Raw genomic sequence first — 17,587 nt, 5'->3', positions numbered from 1 at the left:
CTTGTGCGGACGGCAAAAAGGCCTTCTTCGCAGAAGGCCTTCGGTCACCCTATTCATCCTTTGATCGCTCCCGCCGTCATGCCCGCGATAAAATACCGCTGCAAGAACAGGAACAGCACCACCATCGGAACCGCCGACAGCACGACTCCGGCGAGCAGCGTCGTATAATTCGTCACGTATTCGCCTCGGAACTGCATGAGCGCGAGCGGCAGCGTCAGCTTCGAATTGCCGTTGATCAGCAGCATCGGCATGAGCAGATCGTTCCACGACATCACGAACAGGAACGTGGCGCACGCCGACAGCGCGGGCGCGGACAGCGGAATCGCGATCCGCGCGAACAGCCGCCATTCGCTTGCGCCGTCGATGCTGCCCGCTTCGAGCACTTCGCGGCTCAGCGAACGCATGAAGCCCGTCAGCATGAACACGGTCAGCGGCAGGAACAGCGCCACCGATACGACCACCAGACCGAGCAGATGGTCGGACCAGCCGAGCTTGCGAACCAGCGAATACAGCGGCAGCATATTGACCTGCGTCGGCACGATCAGGCCGGCGGCGTACAGCGCGAAGAAAAACGCGCCGATCCGTCCGCCGAAACGCACGATCGCGTAGGCGATCAGGCTGCCGAGCAGCAGATCGAGCGCTACCGTGCCCAGCGTCACGAGTGTGCTGTTGCCGAAATAGCGCAGCATCGGCTGCTGCTCGAACAGCGCCGAGAAATTCTCCAGCGTCAGCGGCTTCGGCCAGCCGAGCGGGTCGGCGAAGAAAGCCGTGTTCGGCTTGAACGCCGAGATCAGCACGAAGTAGAGCGGCGCGGCGATGATCGCCGCGTAGAGCAGCACGAGCAGCCGTCCCAGCCATTTGAAAGCCATACGTTCTCCTTTCTGCCGCTCGGAATAGCGGCCGCGCGGCCTGTATCCGTATCAGACCGCGCGGTCCGTCCGCAGCGCTTTGAATTGCAAATACGTCAGCACGGCCAAGACGACCAAGAAGATCATCGAGCCGGCCGAAGCCAGACCGAATTTGTAATTGCCGAACGCCGCGTGATAGATGTACGTCGACAGAATCTCGGTCGCGTTGTTCGGTCCTCCGTCCGTCATGACGAAGATCAGGTCGAACGCTTTGAACGATTGGATCGTCGTATACGCGATGACGATTGCCGAAGCCGGCGCGAGCAGCGGCCATGTGATATGCCGGAACAGCTGCCAGCGGCTGCCGCCGTCGATGCGCGCCGACTCGTACAGTTCGGCCGGGATCGCCTGAAGCCCGGCGATGAACACGATCATCATCTGGCCGGCATGCGCCCAGACCTGCACGGCCGCGATCGCGTACAGGGCGATATGCCGATCGCCGATCCAGTTCTGCGCCAAGCCGTCCAGTCCGGCTCCGCGCAGGCCCAGATTGAGCATGCCGATCGTCGGATCGTAGACGAACGACCAGATCAAGCCGACCGAGACCGACGACAGGATCGCCGGCAGGAAATAGAGCGCGCGCAGGAAGACGCGCGTTCGCGTATTGCGGGACAGCAGCATCGCCAGTACCAGCGAGACGATCGTCTGGACAATGACGACGCTGAGCATGAACTTGACGTTGTTCAGCAGCGTCTTGCGGAAGACCAGACTGTCGAAGCTGTCTTTGTAATTGTCCAGCCCGACCATCCGGTACGAATCGGAGACGCCGTCCCAGTCGGTGAAGGAATAGAAGAGTCCCGAGAGCGTCGGATACGCGAACAGGAACAGATACAGCAGCGTGCCCGGCAGCAGGAACAGCCACAAGGCACGCTTATGTTTCATTCTTTTGAGGTTCATAGGCAGGCTAGGCTCCGGCTCACGACTTGCTCAGATTCTGATCGATGACCGCTTGGGCTTCCTGCGCCGCTTCCTCCGGCGAAGCGCCTCCCAGCACGGCCTGAATCGAGTTGGTCACGGCTTTTTGGTTATCGCCGTTCTTGATCGTGAAGCGCGGTTGGAACAGCGTCTTCTTGCTCGTCCACGCTTCGGCGACTTTCAGCTCGGGGCTGGTGTACGATACGCCGTCCACCGTGACGTTCTGTCCCGTCGCGTTGGCGTATTCGCCCGCCACGTCCGGTTGGCTCAGATATTCGAGGAATTTCTTCGCTTCCTCCGGATGTTTGGATTTGCTGTTCACGGCCAGCATGAACGTGCTGGTATGCACGCCTTCGTATTTGGCTTCGCCCGCGCTCACGGTGATCGGCGCGAGCAGACCCTGCTCGAGATTCGGGTTCTGCGCCGCGTTCTGCGCGAGCTGATACGAACCGCTGGCGAGCATGCCCGCTTTCTCCTGAATAAACAAAGCGCCTGCGGCCGCGTCTTTGGTGCCGAGCGCGTCGGGTTGGAAATAGCCTTTGTCGTTCAGTTCTTTGATCTGGGTCAGCGTCTTGACCCACCATTCGTCGGTCAGCTTGGCTTCGCCCGCTTCGACCTTCTCGAAGATGTCTTCGCTCGGCTCGTTGTTCATGACCATCGTGTTCATGAATTGGCCCGGACCGATATCCGCGCCCGCGAACGCGATCGGGATGATGCCGTTGTCTTTGAGCTTCTGGCAGAGCGCCAAGAAGCCTTCCCAGTCCTTCGGCGGCGTCAAGCCGTATTTCTCGAACAGCTTGACGTTATAGATCGGATCGTTGTAGACGAGCTGATACGGCACGGCGAGCTGCTTGCCGTCCTGCTGCCCGGCGGCGATCAGGTCGGCGTTGAAGCTCTTGAGCCACGAAGATCCGCTCAAGTCGGCGAATACGCCGGCTTTGGACAGCGCGTCGAACTGCGCGCCCGGGAACGAAGCGAACACGTCGCCGACCGAGCCGTCGGACAATTTGGCCTGCGCCGTCGATTGGTACTGGTCCGACGGCAGCGTCTGCATCTCGACTTTGATCTTCGGGTTGGCCTGCTCGAACTTGTCGATGATCGTATCCAGCGTTTTCACGTCTTCGCCGCGCCAATGCAGGAAGTTGATCGTCACGCTGCCGTCCGAAGACGCGGAACCGGAACCGCCGCCTCCGCAGGCGGAGAGCACCGCCGTCAGCGCAAGCGCCCCCGATGCCAACATATAGCGAAGCTTTTTCCCGGACTTTCCTGTTCCCGTCATCGCACGACCTCCTTCTGAATGTTTGCCCATTTTTGTTTGAACAGCGGCAGCGCTTCCCGCCCGAAGATCTCTGCTTCTTCGAGATGCGGATAACCGGACAGAATGAACGTGGATACGCCGAGTTCGGCGTATTCGATCAACCGCTGCGACACTTGGTCGGCCGTGCCGACGATCAGGATCGCGCCGCCCGAGCGGACGACCGACAGCCCCGTCCACAGATTCGGTCCGACGACGAACTGTTCCGCTTTGGACAGCTCGCGCAGCTCGTTCTGCCGGCGTTGGTTGGTCGCGTCGGTGGCGGCGAATTCTTTTTCCGCGCGCTCGATCGCTTCCGGCGAGACTTTGCTGATGATCTCCCGGGCCGCCGTCCACGCTTCTTCTTCCGTATCGCGAACGAGCACCTGCGCGCGTAGTCCGTAACGCAGGTCGCGCGGCTTGCCGGTTTCCTGCTCGTATGCTTGGCGCAGCGCTTCGATCTCCGCGATCTGCTCTTCGATCCAAGCATGCGGCTCGCCCCACATCAGGAACGTGTCCGCGTGACGGATCGCGACCCGCTTCGCGCCTTCCGAACTGCCGCCCAGATAGAACGGCGGATGCGGGTTCTGCACGGTTCGCGGCGAACCCGACGCGCGCTCGAACGCGTAATGCTTGCCTCGGAACGGTTCCGGCGCCGCGACAGCCGCACCTTGTCCGTCCGTACCCGAAGCTTCGGCGAATTCCGAAGCCTGCGGCTTATCGCCGTTCGCCCAAGCCCGCTTCATCACGTCCAGATATTCATCCGCCCGTTCGTAACGCTCATCGTGCGAATGCGCCAGCGGATCGCCCAGTTCTTCGAGATCCTGCACGGAACTGCCGGTCACCACGTTGATCATCGCCCGTCCGCCGGAGAGCTGGTCCAGCGCCGCGCCCATGCGCGCCGACAGTACCGGAGCGGTCAAGCCCGGACGCACCGCCACAAGCGGCCGCAGCGTCGTCGTCCGGCTCATGACCGCGGAACCGACGACCCAAGCGTCCAAACACGGTCCGCCGGTCGGAATCAACACGAATTCGAAGCCCGCCTGCTCCGCCGTCTGCGCGACCTCCGTCAGATACTCCAGCGTCGCCGGACGCTCGGGCGCTACGCCCACATAACGTCCGTCTCCCGCCGTGGGCAAAAACCATCCGAATTCGATCTCCCGTTTGCCGCTTCCTTCTCCCGCCATCACGATCCCGCCTTCCCGCTTGTTTTATATTTTTGTATTTAAAATTTTAGATTTTATATACCAACTAAACAAGTTGGATTACTTTTGTTAGAATGATAACAACGGTTTGCCGAATAGTAAATGTCATTTCGCCGTCCGTTCTTTTTGTCATTTTGTAGGCAAGGCGCTTCGAGAAAGGAGTTCGGATCATGTCGATCGACACGGAATATATGAAAGAAGATCATCACGAACATCTGCGGATTCACTTTTTCACCCCGTCCGATTACGAGAAATCCGGTCCCGCTTGGCCGATCCGGTTGGGGTCGAACCTCGCCAAACCGAACTATCATATCGGCCCGCGCACGACGGCGTATTATTACCTGCTGCTCGTGCTCGACGGACGCGGCACGTTCGTGCAGAACGGGCGAACCCATGCGCTCGCGCCCGGCGATCTGTTCTGCTTGTTCCCCCAAGTGATGCACGAATACTGGACCGATCCCGAAGCGCCGCTGCGCAAGATCTTTCTGGCGTTCGACGGCAAAATGGCGCTGGAGCTGCTGCGGCGCATCGGCTTGACGCCGAACCGTCCGCATCAGCCTTCCGCGCGCGTCGAAGAAGCGGCGGCGGCGATGATTTCTTTTCTGGAAAAAACCGGTTCGGACGTCGCGGAAGCTTCGGATCTCGGCCGACTGTCGGAATTCTACCGGATCTTCGCCGCGCTCGAATCCGAGCACGCTCCGGAGCTGCTCGATCCCGGCGAGATCTCGTGGCTTCAGCGCGGGCTGGATTATATGGAGATCCATTACGCCGACGGCATCACGGTGGAAGAAGTGGCGCGCCACGCGGGCGTCGGCCGGACCTACTTCAGCAAAAAGTTCCACGAACGCTACGGACATACGCCGGTCAGCCATATGCAGCGGCTCAAGCTCGACGAAGCCCGGATGCTGCTCGAACAGACCGCCTACTCCCTATCCGAGATCGCCCATTCGGTCGGTTATCCGGATCTGTTTTCTTTTTCCAAAGCGTTCAAAAAGCATACCGGACTGCCGCCGAGGCAGTACCGCCAGCAGCGTTCCCCGTCTTGACGGAGGACGCTTCTTCGACGTTCGCTTCGATCGCAAAGTCGGGATTGCGAAAGCGCTCGGAAGGTTAATGAATAGAGAGCAAAACGCCCCACGGCTCCTGCGGGCCCGCTGCGCCCCGATAAGGGCATTAAAGGGTCTGCTCAGCGGACAAAACGGAGGAATACGACGGATTACGGAGGATTTCTGTTAAAACTATATTAAAATCCTAGACCGATTCCGAAAAAAGCCGTTTTTTTCGCGTTTTTCTTGTGTTTTTGCGGAATAGTTTGTATAATCCTTCTTGTTGATTTTTTAACCGCAGTTCATTTCGTTATGTAAAAACGATGTTAAAAGCGCGTAAAACCAACGTAAAACCTATCTTTTCAAACGGACTAAGGGGGGACTTGATTTTGGGAAAAGCATTGATTATCGGTGCCGGCGGCGTAGCTAGCGTTGTCGTGCATAAGTGTGTCCAGAATCCGGACGTATTTGAGGAAATTTGTATCGCGAGTCGTACGCTGTCGAAGTGTGAAGCGTTGAAAACGAAATTGGACGGAGGACGCACGAAGATTTCGGTCGCGCAGGTCGACGCAGACCGCACCGAAGAAGTCGTGGAGCTGATCAAAAGTTTCGGGCCGGATATCGTAATCAACGTGGCGCTCCCTTATCAGGACCTGACGATCATGGACGCATGCCTCGAAACGGGCGTTCATTACCTCGACACGGCCAACTACGAGCCGCTCGACAATCCGAAATTCGAATATAAATGGCAGTGGGCTTACCGCGAGAAGTTCGAGAAAGCCGGCCTGACGGCGGTTCTCGGCAGCGGCTTCGACCCGGGCGTAACCGGCGTATTCAGCGCTTACGCGCTGAAACACTACTTCGACGAGATCCACCAGATCGATATCGTCGACGCCAACGCGGGCGACCACGGTTACCCGTTCGCGACCAACTTCAACCCGGAGATCAATATCCGCGAGATCACGGCGAAAGGCCGCTACTGGGAGAACGGCGAATGGATCGAGACCGAACCTCTTTCCGAGAAAAAAGTCTACGACCTGCCGGAGATCGGACCGAAAGACATCTACCTCTTGTACCATGAAGAGCTGGAGTCCCTCGCCGAAAACATGCCGGGCCTGAAAAAGATCCGCTTCTGGATGACTTTCTCGCAGAACTACCTGAACCACCTGAAAGTGCTCGAAAACGTCGGCATGACGTCGATCGAGCCGATCGAATTCGAAGGCCAGAAGATCGCGCCTCTGCAATTCCTGAAAGCCGTTCTGCCGGACCCGGCATCGCTCGGACCGCGCACGAAAGGCAAAACGAACATCGGCTGCATTTTCCAAGGCACCAAAAACGGCGAGCCGAAAACGTACTACGTCTACAACGTATGCGATCACGAAGAATGCTACCGCGAAGTCGGTTCGCAGGCGATCTCGTACACGACGGGCGTGCCTGCGATGATCGGCGCCATGATGGTCCTCAAAGGCCTCTGGAAAAAGCCGGGCGTCTACAACGTGGAAGAGTTCGATCCGGACCCGTTCATGGAAGAACTGAACAAACAAGGCCTGCCGTGGGTAGAGGACTTCTCGCCGACCCTGCTGGACTAAGGCGTAGGAGGATATCACCATCATGACAGACATCGATTTCGGCGCCGTCCCGTCGCCTTGTTACGTCGTGGACGAGCGCCTGCTCACCAAGAACCTTGAACTGCTCGGCTCCGTGCAGGAGCGTACCGGCGCCAAGATCCTGCTCGCCCAGAAAGGATTCTCCATGTTCGCGGAGTATCCGCTGGTCGGCAAATATCTGGCGGGCGTGACGTCCAGTTCGCTGTTCGAAGCGCGTCTCGGTTACGAGAAAATGGGCAAAGAAGTGCATGTGTACGCGCCGGCTTACGTCGATCGCGAGTTCGACGAACTGCTGAGCTACACGGACCACATCGTGTTCAACTCGTTCGCCCAATGGCGCAAGTTCAAAGACAAAGTCTTGAACTACCCGGGCCGCAAGATCGAAGTGGGCCTGCGCATCAACCCGGAATATTCGGAGCTCGAAGTGCCGCTCTACGATCCGTGCTCGCCGTACTCCCGCATGGGCATCACGCTGGAGAACTTCGACGAGAGCGATCTGGAAGGCATCGACGGCCTGCATTTCCACACGATGTGCGAGCAGAACTCCGATACGCTGGAGAACACGCTGAAGGTCGTCGACGAGAAGTTCGGCCATGTCATCAAAAACATGAAATGGCTGAACTTCGGCGGCGGTCACCATATCACGCGTCCCGACTACGACGTCGAGCGCCTGATCCGCTGCATCGAATTCGCGCGCGACAAGTACGACGTGCAAGTCTACTTGGAGCCGGGCGAAGCGATCGCGCTGAACACGGGCTACCTCGTGGCGACCGTGCTCGACACGATGAAGAACGGCATGGACATCGCGATCCTCGACACGTCGGCGGAATGCCATATGCCGGACGTTCTGGCGATGCCTTACCGTCCGAACATCGCGGGCGCGGGCATGCCGGGCGAAAAAGCGATCACGTACCGTCTGGGCGGCATGACCTGCCTCGCCGGCGACGTGATCGGCGACTACTCGTTCGACCGCCCGCTCGAGATCGGCGACAAGCTGGTCTTCGGCGACATGGCGCATTACACCATGGTCAAGAACCATATGTTCAACGGCGTGAACCTCCCTTCGATCGCTTCGTACAGCGACGAGGAAGGCCTCAAAGTGATCCGCGAGTTCAAATTCGAGGATTACAGTTCGCGGTTGTCGTAAGGGTTGCGTTCCGAAGCTTCGCAAACAAGCAAGCCGATCTGCGGATAGACTCCGCAGATCGGCTTTTTTGGCGTTCTTATCGGTATGCCGGCATCGTCCGGAGATCGATGCGCGGTTTATTCTAGAGTAAATGCCGGATATTCATCCCTTTACATAAAAAAACGCAATCCCCGGCAAAGGATTACGCTTTTTGCTCGTTTTTATAAGCCAAACGCGATCTCAGACGAATCAGCCTCGGCCGGTTGTACCTCTGAATCAAGCAGAACGGGATCTGTACGATCACATTGACGAGTGCGCAGGCGAGCGCCATCCCCGCATACTCGCTCGGATTGACGAGTACGCACGCAAAGCCCAGAACCGCCATGCACCAGTGTCCCACTTCCCCGTATTTCGTCTCCAAAATGAATCGGTCCGCATACTCCGGCGTGAGTTTCTCATGGAGATTTTTCTTCTGAAAGTTCCATAATCCTCCGCCTTCCGGAAGCTTGTCTTTCCAGCGCTCGATGCGGATTTTTTTGTATAATTTTTTCTCGAAAGGACGCTGCGCGAAGAACCCGTCGCTTCGGGCATACCAAGCCTTCGGCAGGAATCGAACCGCATGCGCCGTCCCCAGACAGCAGACCAGCCAAAATACCGTGTTGATCGCGATCATCTTTATGATAAATCCGCTGTCCATTTTTCACCGTCCTTGTTTGAGAAAAGCGATAAAACCTTAATCCCACTCCATCCAATTTTTATCCAAAATCGTGCAGCCATGGTCGAGCATCCGTTGAATGACCTGCTCTGCAATATGCTCTTCTTCGATCAGTACCATGGCCGGAGTCTCCATCCTCATGATCGCATAGCGATTCGATTCTATTTCATATAACGCATATTGGTGTTTATCGGTCGTCCACATCTCTTCGAACTCGCTAAGATCCGCCTCTTCCGTTAGCCTGTCGAGCCCTTGAGCTTCCAGCTTTTCTCTAACCGAATAAAATAATTCATCGCTCGGCCGGGATATCGTTGCGGACTTGTAAATATCGTTTAACACCGAAGCCGCTTCTGTGCCGGTATGCAGGGATAAGATTTCGGCGAGATTGCGATCCGACAACTGCTTATATAACACGAGGATTACGGCAGCATATTCGGATTCCGGGATGCCGAACGGATAGGCCTTTCCCAGCATCCGATAGATTCCGCGCAAAGCATACGGAAGCCGGCTGTCGTCAAAATTCGATAGCGAAGCCCTGAACCCTTTTTCTTCGACTCTTCGGACTAAGGCTTCGGCTTCGTTCTTCAATAGACCTTCGAATATCCATTCATCCGAATTTTCGAATCGATCCAGCAGCTCGGCATTTGTGAGTTTCGTTAAAGGAGGATGCAATCTTTTGAGAGCCATCACGTGTTGGGCCACCGACTTTTCCGGAGCCCGCTCTATTTTCACGGCGTAGCATCTTGGATAACGAGCTTCCTGCGGAACATGAGCAGCAGCGGGGCGGTTGTTTCTTTCGGGATTCGTCATTGAAAATTTATCCTCCTTGCTTCCGTGAGAATCAAACTATACAAGTCCCATTTCATGCAAAAAAAGATACCAACCGTCATGCTCGTGATCAGGAACAAGTTTCGCATAACCCGAGCCGAAGATGTCATTTTTCAAAAAGGATTGCAAGTTGCTCGCCAAAAGACATAAGTCATCTCGATCGGTATTCAGCAGATAGATCGAACCGTTCTCGCGATTAAGCAGCAGCGGCTCGTAGAGCACTTGCCCGATCTCGATCCAAGCATTCGGCCCTCCCTCCACGTCGGAAACGCGAAACTGATGCTGCGGAAGATCGGCGTAAGACCACAGGTCGATCGCACCGCAGCGTGCTCCGTCGAATAAATCCAGCATTTCTCGGTAATCGCCTACATTTATTGTCGCGTGTTCGTCCAATACGGCGGCATCCTCTATTTTTCCGATTATGATACGCTCCGGCGATTTTAGCAATGCTGTTCTGACTTGGTCAATGAGCTGATTTAAGTTTCCTCGCATCTGGGTTCCTTATTCCTCCGATCCCGCAGCATGTCATCCAGCGCATCTTCGATTTCATCTTTTGGCGTTGCTAGGCCATTACGGATGTAAATGAAAATATACATGCTGCATCTCCTTATCTATAAATTTACGGACTGATATTTGCCGCAATTCTAGCCGACCCTAACGATCTCACCGTGTTCATCTATCCCTAACACTAAAGGTCCGTCTACAACAACTCCATGTCGATTCCGTATTTCAAATACAACGGACCAACAAGGAGAACGTCTGTCGCTCTTAGCGATGCTTATAAGACTTAGTATAAAATCAGAAGCTGGATTCTGCGAGATATACTCAAATGCGATTTTTTGTACTTCTTGCTTACTGACTTCATTTTTCTTATGATTCATGGAATTCCTCCCCTTTTTCTATTGAAATATAGTGTTGTTGCTTATATTCTCCCTAAAGCTCGATCAGCTTCAATTTGAAGTCGGGCCGTTTGGATTCCCATATATTTTTGGGCCGTCTCTAGAACAGCTTTGTGATTGCCCAATCTTTCTAGAAGAGTAATCGACAAGAGATTTCTTAAATGACTATCGTCATTATTCAACACTTCTTCCACATACTCAAAAATACGTTTCAATAGATTGATATCTGCCTCTTCGTTTAACAACTCGATTATTTGAGGAATAAAAAGGTCTTCAAGCACTACAGTTTCTAATACCTTACCGTAATCCAAGATTGATTTTTTATAGGCTTCGTGCAGCGACGGAAAGAACTCTAGCATATTTTTCAAGAATTCTTCCGAGCTTTTACTCATGATAAACAACTCCTTATCTATTAGGTTTATTAGAAATCCAATCCGTGCATTTAGTCGGTAATCTTCATATCTCCAAACACTTTGAATTTATGTCACGCCGTTAAAACAGTTTTGAACTTTAAAATCTCTGCAAAAATCTTTTCATCCGCCTTCTCAAGCGAAAGAATGAGTATCTCTTCAAAAACTGATCTTTTTTCTGCATCAACTAGCCATTCATCAAGTTCGATGTCTTTTAAGCCGGGAGGAAAATCTTCAAAATCGCCCCACCATCTATTTAGGGCCTGCATCAACCAACCATATTTGTCCGAGCTGCTCGATACTTTATTATCAACTTCGATGAAAATAGATTTCAATACTTCTCCCAACAACGAGTCTTGAATGTAACAGGTATTCTTTTGATAACGTATTGCGCTGTATGCCAACCTAACTCACCTCTCTTTAAATCTCTAGAATATAAAAAAATCTCGAAAGGCCTACTGCCGATCAAGACGAATCTACCGCATAATTTAGTCTATGTAACCTTTTGCTTCATCGCGGACCTTTATACCAGAAATGACGTCATGTTCGATTTTGATGATGATCCAGAAGTCCTTTTCACAATTCGGACAGCACACATACCCTTCACCCATCAAGCTGCCGCCCTGCGGTCTTCGTTGATGCGGAGAACGGGCATGCCCTACCGCCCATTTTAGTTCATCTCCTAAGCGATAGGTATCCAAATTCATCAATCCCATTTTAAATTCGGATTCTGCTAAGAACGCTACCGACCCGAATCCTCCTACTCCAAATGGAACCAAATATTTAGTTGCTCGGATTCTACTAATCGTCTATTAAATACTTGCCAACATAATCTTTTCTCACTGTCATGGTCATCAATTAAGAAGTGCCCTGTTATGCCTTCGATTTCTGCTATCTCGCGAATTTGATCCTTTATAAAGTCCAAATCATACTCTCTTAGATCTGCTCCATAAAAAATATACGATGTCCAATTCACTTGATTTTCGGGGAAAACCCATCCCTTTTGATATAACTCGCGCTTTTCATGATCTAATTTAGTCGTAAACTCTCTCTGAACAAACTTCCTGTTAATATCTTTAATTTTCTCGATGTCATGCTCTTCGCACTCTAACCAACCTCTAATTGATACATACTTGCCCATAATTGCTCAGTCTCCTACTCCCCTACCCTTTAACTACTCCAAAACATGTTAATTCAAATCAATCCAGTTCCTTATCTTTTCTATCCACTCTTCGACTACGATTTCCATAGCAGGGTTACGCTTCAAAAACTCAATGCTGGCTTCTTGTAAATAGCGATAAAATACAGAGTCGTCCACGATCAGAACTTCATCTTTTGCGACAGCCGGATAGTCAAAACAATAAGCAACTTTCTTCTCCCCAAAATAGTCCTCTTCCCCAGGTTCAAATTCTTCGGCAAACACACACCAAATATCTCCTATACCGAATCCTTTTCCTTCAGAGTAACTTTTTAAAGCGTCCAAAAAATAAGCATCGTTTAAGTTGGAATAATATAACTCGATAAGTTCGGCTTCACGCTTGGAGTCAATCAATAGCTTGAGCTCCTTCCTCTTCCTGCGCTCAGAATAAATGGTTATTGTCGCTACGCGATTCTTTATTTACTGCTGCTAAGGAAGAACGTATACAGTCGCTCCTAATAAAATATGCTTAGGAACGATAGATTCTCCAAGACATATACCTAACATTTTTTTGTCAGTTGGTGAATTAGAAATTCGAACTGATTTCACTTCTAGTTCAAGCTGTTTATCATCGGAGGTGTGAAGCAGAACCTTATTTTTAATTTCGTTTAAATAGTCAAGTACAGGCTCGATCCCGACTATAATGATTTCATTTTCTTTAGACTCGAATACATCTCCAACTTCCATTATTCTCTTCATGGTTAGTCCTTCTTTTATCTATTTTGAATGTAAGTTTCATCTTTAAGCCTTTAATCATAAAAACTGCAACTCTCTAGCTGGCAATAGCCTCTCTGAGTAAGATCATTGTTTCTGTCCATGTTTCCTGTCCGCAACTTCGCGTTCGACTATGCCCAAGCCGTAAACATACCAAGCTTACGTTTATGGGCTGCATCGGTTTTCATCATCAACTGAGACAGTACGGCATGTATGTTGACGATCTGCTTAGTTTTCATTGGTACTTATCTCAAAAAAATCTCAAAAGGCATAAAGCCAATCAAGGTCAAATAGCTTACTCAGACATTAAAGCTTGATCTATATTAATAATAAGGAAAACACTTGTTGAACGCTTAAATCTTTTGGGAAAGGGTTTAATGCCTTGAATGCTCTCCTTTAGAAATAACCTCGTTTGCTCGCTGATCAATTAATCGTAGCATATATACACTTCACTCTTGCTACTAAGAGCTTGTTCTAAAAAATCTGCAATTTCACAAGCAACCTTAGGCAATATAGGTACAATACTAGATGATTCTTGGAGCATTTTTTCATCTATTTGTTCCAAATTAAAATCTTTAAATAACTGTATGGCGCTTTCGAGATTTTTTAATTCCCAAGGACTTTCCTCATACCAGCCATTATGAAGATAATATTCATACAAAATACCACCCTCAATATCTTCGTACTGAGACATTAAGTCAAGTATAGTTTCAAAATAGCCCACCCACAACTTAAGTGTTTTTATATCCATGTTGTTCTTAGAGATTAAATCAATCTCAGGATAGCCCTCAAAGCCTAAATAATAAATACTATTGGTTTCTTTCTTATCCATCGATTACTCCTTCCAGTGCCCTTCATCTAAAGTTCTAATTTGTTCTGTAGTAGCATTTCCTGCTTTCCTTGCAGCAATTGCGTTATACCATTTATAACCTTCTACCCATTCATTTGTTCCAATTTTGAAGAATGATTGAGTTCTGTTTGCTCCACTTCCTGGAATAGTTCTTCGAATAACCCAAGTGTTCCCTTGATCCGCCGGAGCACCTGAAGTTCTGGTATGCCATCTGACTTCATACTTGTAAGTCCCATCATTTCACGTGTAAGTTATTTGTTCGTAGCCATTATCCATTGATTTGGCTTTCACATTTACATTTTCCGGAATCCCAATTGGTGCACGTTGAGAATAATGTTTTGCTATAGCTAGTTGTTCATTAACCCCTATGTCCGAAAATCTCACTTCGCCCTTACCTATTTGTTCAAGCAAACTACCTATACCGCAAGCCTCATTACTCGTATTATGCACCCAGATCCCCAGGTCACTTACGAAATACGTATGGAACTCGTCCACCGTCATGTTATATACGCGGGCCTGACGCTGCTCGTGTTCGATTTGTTCGATCTTCCGCTTCGTTCCGTCCGCTTGCTCCAGCCAATCGCCGACCTTAAGGTCTTTGACATACGTCCATCCTTTTCCTTCTACCCAGAACGGATGGTTATATGTCGATTCGATCTCCTGATCGCCGACATGAATCGTATAGATCTCGTCGGCCATGTGGTTGAACGTTGCGGTGACCGTCTTGTAGCCTTCTTCTCCAGTCACGTCGTCTTGGGAAAGGACCTTGTCGCCGACTTGAATATCTTCGATATTCTTGTCGCCTTGGTCTGTCTTTACTTGGGTTCCAGCAGTAAAGCAATTGCAGCCTTTCGCCAATCGGGAAGCGAGCGAATCGCTTTCTTTACCCAGCTTCCTCGCCAACCAAGCCCCGCCTTCAATCCCTTACTTCGCCAACTGCTTACCCAGCACCTTACCGAACGGAATCACGCTCGCGACGGTTCCGACTCCTGTCGCGACCCGGTCGGTGATCGACAAACGCTGGCCCGTAATCAGATCCACGCCGCCGAACACTTCTTGAATCCCTTTGATCGTGCCGACAAAAGGCGTCGCATCCGCGGCGAAGCTCAAGCCGGTCTGCCACCAGGTCGCGCCGTCCGCGCTCAAACCGAACGGATCGATATACGACACTGGATTGCCGTTGACATACGCATAGCGGTTCATCGTCAAACCGCCGTCGATGCTGCCGCTCAGGACATCCCGGTTCACGAAACGCTTGATCTCCGGGTTGTAGTAGCGGGCTCGCATCTGGTACAAGCCGTTCGTGTCCGTTTGCACCCCGTCGCGTCCATTGTACTGGAACGGCTGCGTGCTTGTTCCTTCATGGCTCAGGCGTTCGCCGTACGTGTCGTACGTGTACGTATCGGTCACTTGGCCCTGCTCGTTCGTCAGGGCCGTCGTGCTGCCGCGCATGTCCGTCTTGCCGCCGCGAGGGTCGGTCGCCGAAGTCAAGAAGCCGTCCGCGTTGTACGTATAGCTCGTCTTAACACAAAAAAGCGAACCCCTTTATCCAAAGAGTCCGCTTTTCGTTATTTACGTTCACAAGAAAATCAACAACAAAATCCCCACCACGAAGCAGTAATACGAGAAATATTTCAAATTCCCTTTCGCCATGATGCCCATGAACCAGCGCATCGCGAAGTAGGTGACGATCAGCGTCGCGAAGAACGCGAGTACGTAAGGGCCGAACATGCCCGGCGCTTCGGAAGCTTCCATGATGTCCGGCAGGCCGAGCACGATTGCGCCCAAGCTGATCGGGATATACAGCATGAACGAGAAGCGCAGCGCGGTATCCTGCTTCATGCCGGTCGCGATCGACGCGATGACCGTCGAACCGGAGCGGCTGACGCCCGGAATCAGCGCGATCGCTTGAGCCAGGCCGACGATCCAAGCGTCGCGGGCTTTCAGATCGCCGTCCTGCTTGCGGCCGCGCATGTTGCGGATCAGCCACAGCGCGACGCCGGTGAACAGCAGCGCGACGGCGACCGTTTTGACCGACGAGAACGTTGCTTCGATCCAGTCTTTGAACAGCAGTCCGATGACGACCGCCGGAATGGTGCCGATCACCACGTAGACCACGAACATAAAGTCCGATTTGTATTCCGAGTTCCGCGTGCGGATATACTTCCAGCTCCCCGCGATCAGACGCCAAATATCATGCCGATAGATGAACATGATCGCGATCAGCGACGCCGTATTGGTCAGAATTTCGAATGTCAGCCCCGTCTGTTCCACGCCGAGCAGGCGCTGGGCGACGATCAGATGGCCGCTGGACGAGACCGGGATCGGTTCGGTGGCGCCCTGTACGATGCCCAGAATCAGATACTTGAGCCACAGCCAGGTTTCTTCCATCTCTCTCCCTCTTTCCTTCTGTTTTTTGCTTCAAGACTTAATATGTAAGCAAGAAAAAGCCCTAAACGCATCTTCTTAATTTACCATGCAGGCGTATAGATGTGAAATTTATCGAAAAAGCGAACGCAAAAAAAGCAGCTCGTCCGGAGACGAAACTGCTTTTGCAACGCGAACGAGCAGCGCTCTTAGAGGCTTGCGTACCGCTCTGCCGCCGATCGATATCGGGACCTATTGCCGTTCGCCTGCGGGCGCTCGGCTCTACACGATCGCCAGCGGTTCCGCGGCCGGACGGCCGAACAGATAACCTTGCGCCAGCGAGATGCCGCGGCTGCGGCAGAATTCGTATTCTTCGCGCCGCTCGATGCCTTCCGCCAGCACTTTGCCGCCGAAGCTCTCCGAGATCCGCACGATCTCTTCGATCCGCCGCTGCTGCTCGGGCGACCGGTCGCAGAAATCGATCAGGCTGCGGTCGATCTTCACGAAGTCCGGCCGAAGCTGATCCAGCACGTCCGGCGTCGAATACCCGGAACCCACGTCGTCGAGCGCCACCAATACGCCGCGCGAACGGTAGACGTTGAATATGCGCTGAAGATGCGGCATATCGATGATGCGCTCGGTCTCCACGACTTCGAATACGAAATCGTGCGGATCGAGGTCGTAACGCTGAATCGCCGCGAACGTATGCTTCAGGCAGTAATCGGGATTGTAAATGGACGACGGCAGGAAATTGATAAACCGCTTCATGCCTTTGGGCAGCAGTTCCGCGCTCCGGCGAATCGCCGAGATCCGCGCCGCCCGGTCGAGAAACGAATGCATGCCCGTACGCCGCGCGACTTCGAACAGCTCGAACGGATTAAACGGCTTCTCTCCGGGAGCGGCGCGAAGCAGGAATTCGTACGCGACCACTTCTTCCCGGTGATCGACGATCGGCTGCAAGAAGCTCGTAAATTTCTCCTGCGTGATGATGCTGACCATATCCATATTCTGAAAACGCGCCGCAAGCTGCGAGAACGGCAGCCATTGCGTCAGCGCGGGAGAATCGTTTTCGCCGCAGACTTTCACTTGAAGAGGCTCGGTCCATTCGACCGGCAGGCTGTTGAGCCATTCCGCCATCTCCAGAAATTGTTCCTTGCTCGAATAATTCAGATAGAGCGCGTCGGTCTCGCAACCTTCCCGGCCGACCTGCCAACTTTGTTCTTCGATCAGACGGGCCAACATCTTGCCTACGGGCCGCAGGTAGACGATGCCCCAATCCTCGATCGGTCTTACGGGCTGACAGCTGCTGCATATATGCTCCATGGGAGGGGCCTCCTCGAACTTATGATTAACCATGATTCCGACTACCGGCGATAAATCGCTTTAAATAAAAAAATAAAACGTATAGTTCTTACAACCCAGATAGCAAGCAGCATAATCTTCTCTTATTACCCCGGTCTCTCTCTTCAGAATCGGGTTCTTTCGACTTATTTTTAAGTTTTCTT

21 protein-coding genes are annotated in these 17,587 nt (G+C 52.3%); 3 read left to right on the top strand and 18 right to left on the bottom strand.

Going from position 1 to position 17,587, the window contains the following annotated elements:
• Positions 1-53: 53 nt before the first annotated feature.
• From CDO73_RS07810 to CDO73_RS07795, 4 genes are read right to left on the bottom strand one after another with little or no spacing between them, the layout of a single operon-like run.
• Positions 54-869 carry a carbohydrate ABC transporter permease gene (locus tag CDO73_RS07810; protein ID WP_088487960.1) on the bottom strand — a complete coding sequence of 272 codons (816 nt, stop codon included), beginning with the start codon at positions 867-869 and terminating at the stop codon, positions 54-56.
• 51 nt (positions 870-920) lie between these two features.
• Positions 921-1,805 (bottom strand): carbohydrate ABC transporter permease, encoded by an 885-nt coding sequence (locus CDO73_RS07805; RefSeq protein ID WP_373446974.1) that lies wholly within the window; start codon positions 1,803-1,805, stop codon positions 921-923.
• A gap of 19 nt (positions 1,806-1,824) precedes the next feature.
• Positions 1,825-3,102 (bottom strand): ABC transporter substrate-binding protein, encoded by a 1,278-nt coding sequence (locus CDO73_RS07800; protein ID WP_256972607.1) that lies wholly within the window; start codon positions 3,100-3,102, stop codon positions 1,825-1,827.
• Complete coding sequence (locus CDO73_RS07795) at positions 3,099-4,304, bottom strand: LLM class flavin-dependent oxidoreductase (RefSeq protein WP_088487959.1); 1,206 nt, start codon at positions 4,302-4,304, stop codon at positions 3,099-3,101. The genes CDO73_RS07800 and CDO73_RS07795 overlap by 4 nt, the downstream gene beginning before the upstream one ends.
• A 188-nt stretch (positions 4,305-4,492) precedes the next feature.
• On the opposite strand from CDO73_RS07795, the gene CDO73_RS07790 reads away from it, so the two are divergent.
• The 3 genes from CDO73_RS07790 (at position 4,493) to nspC (ending at position 8,122) form a co-directional block, all read left to right on the top strand.
• Entirely contained in the window at positions 4,493-5,368 is an 876-nt protein-coding gene (locus CDO73_RS07790) for an AraC family transcriptional regulator (protein ID WP_088487958.1), read from the top strand.
• 389 nt (positions 5,369-5,757) lie between these two features.
• Positions 5,758-6,957 carry a saccharopine dehydrogenase family protein gene (locus CDO73_RS07785; protein ID WP_088487957.1) on the top strand — a complete coding sequence of 400 codons (1,200 nt, stop codon included), beginning with the start codon at positions 5,758-5,760 and terminating at the stop codon, positions 6,955-6,957.
• Between the two features lie 22 nt (positions 6,958-6,979).
• Complete coding sequence (gene nspC, locus CDO73_RS07780; protein ID WP_088487956.1) at positions 6,980-8,122, top strand: carboxynorspermidine decarboxylase; 1,143 nt, start codon at positions 6,980-6,982, stop codon at positions 8,120-8,122.
• Positions 8,123-8,303: 181 nt separating this feature from the next.
• Here nspC and CDO73_RS07775 read toward each other — a convergent pair whose 3' ends face one another.
• The 14 genes from CDO73_RS07775 to CDO73_RS07710 all read right to left on the bottom strand — a co-directional run bounded on the left by CDO73_RS07775 (position 8,304) and on the right by CDO73_RS07710 (position 17,405).
• Positions 8,304-8,798 (bottom strand): glycosyl-4,4'-diaponeurosporenoate acyltransferase CrtO family protein, encoded by a 495-nt coding sequence (locus CDO73_RS07775; RefSeq protein WP_088487955.1) that lies wholly within the window; start codon positions 8,796-8,798, stop codon positions 8,304-8,306.
• 36 nt (positions 8,799-8,834) lie between these two features.
• Complete coding sequence (locus CDO73_RS07770; protein WP_088487954.1) at positions 8,835-9,626, bottom strand: DUF3349 domain-containing protein; 792 nt, start codon at positions 9,624-9,626, stop codon at positions 8,835-8,837.
• A gap of 36 nt (positions 9,627-9,662) precedes the next feature.
• The gene (locus CDO73_RS07765) at positions 9,663-10,037 is read right to left on the bottom strand and encodes a hypothetical protein (protein ID WP_143536095.1); all 375 of its coding nucleotides are present in this window, start codon (positions 10,035-10,037) and stop codon (positions 9,663-9,665) included.
• A 529-nt stretch (positions 10,038-10,566) separates the two neighbouring features.
• Positions 10,567-10,935, bottom strand: coding sequence for a DUF7674 family protein (locus CDO73_RS07755; protein ID WP_088487951.1), 369 nt, complete (start codon positions 10,933-10,935; stop codon positions 10,567-10,569).
• A 92-nt stretch (positions 10,936-11,027) separates the two neighbouring features.
• Positions 11,028-11,357 (bottom strand): hypothetical protein, encoded by a 330-nt coding sequence (locus CDO73_RS07750; protein WP_088487950.1) that lies wholly within the window; start codon positions 11,355-11,357, stop codon positions 11,028-11,030.
• 84 nt (positions 11,358-11,441) lie between these two features.
• The gene (locus tag CDO73_RS26465; protein ID WP_143536094.1) at positions 11,442-11,669 is read right to left on the bottom strand and encodes a hypothetical protein; all 228 of its coding nucleotides are present in this window, start codon (positions 11,667-11,669) and stop codon (positions 11,442-11,444) included.
• Between the two features lie 44 nt (positions 11,670-11,713).
• Positions 11,714-12,094, bottom strand: a complete 381-nt coding sequence (locus tag CDO73_RS07745; protein WP_088487949.1) for a hypothetical protein — start codon at positions 12,092-12,094, stop codon at positions 11,714-11,716.
• Positions 12,095-12,142: 48 nt separating this feature from the next.
• Positions 12,143-12,505, bottom strand: coding sequence for a ribonuclease toxin immunity protein CdiI (gene cdiI, locus CDO73_RS07740; RefSeq protein WP_088487948.1), 363 nt, complete (start codon positions 12,503-12,505; stop codon positions 12,143-12,145).
• A 75-nt stretch (positions 12,506-12,580) separates the two neighbouring features.
• Positions 12,581-12,850, bottom strand: coding sequence for a hypothetical protein (locus tag CDO73_RS07735; RefSeq protein ID WP_088487947.1), 270 nt, complete (start codon positions 12,848-12,850; stop codon positions 12,581-12,583).
• A 442-nt stretch (positions 12,851-13,292) separates the two neighbouring features.
• The gene (locus CDO73_RS07730; RefSeq protein ID WP_088487946.1) at positions 13,293-13,697 is read right to left on the bottom strand and encodes a hypothetical protein; all 405 of its coding nucleotides are present in this window, start codon (positions 13,695-13,697) and stop codon (positions 13,293-13,295) included.
• Positions 13,698-13,955: 258 nt separating this feature from the next.
• Positions 13,956-14,618, bottom strand: coding sequence for an HINT domain-containing protein (locus CDO73_RS07725; RefSeq protein WP_256972605.1), 663 nt, complete (start codon positions 14,616-14,618; stop codon positions 13,956-13,958).
• A gap of 21 nt (positions 14,619-14,639) precedes the next feature.
• Positions 14,640-15,206 carry an RHS repeat-associated core domain-containing protein gene (locus CDO73_RS07720; RefSeq protein WP_088487945.1) on the bottom strand — a complete coding sequence of 189 codons (567 nt, stop codon included), beginning with the start codon at positions 15,204-15,206 and terminating at the stop codon, positions 14,640-14,642.
• Positions 15,207-15,293: 87 nt separating this feature from the next.
• Positions 15,294-16,106, bottom strand: a complete 813-nt coding sequence (locus CDO73_RS07715) for an undecaprenyl-diphosphate phosphatase (RefSeq protein ID WP_088487944.1) — start codon at positions 16,104-16,106, stop codon at positions 15,294-15,296.
• A gap of 258 nt (positions 16,107-16,364) precedes the next feature.
• A complete protein-coding gene (locus CDO73_RS07710; RefSeq protein WP_088487943.1) occupies positions 16,365-17,405 on the bottom strand; it encodes an EAL domain-containing protein in 1,041 nt (346 codons plus the stop codon).
• Between the last annotated feature and the right edge of the window lie 182 nt (positions 17,406-17,587).

This window comes from Saccharibacillus sp. O23, from assembly GCF_002205895.1.
In the GTDB taxonomy this organism is placed as follows: Bacteria; Bacillota; Bacilli; order Paenibacillales; family Paenibacillaceae; genus Saccharibacillus.
This window is presented reverse-complemented; position numbering and strand designations above follow the sequence as displayed.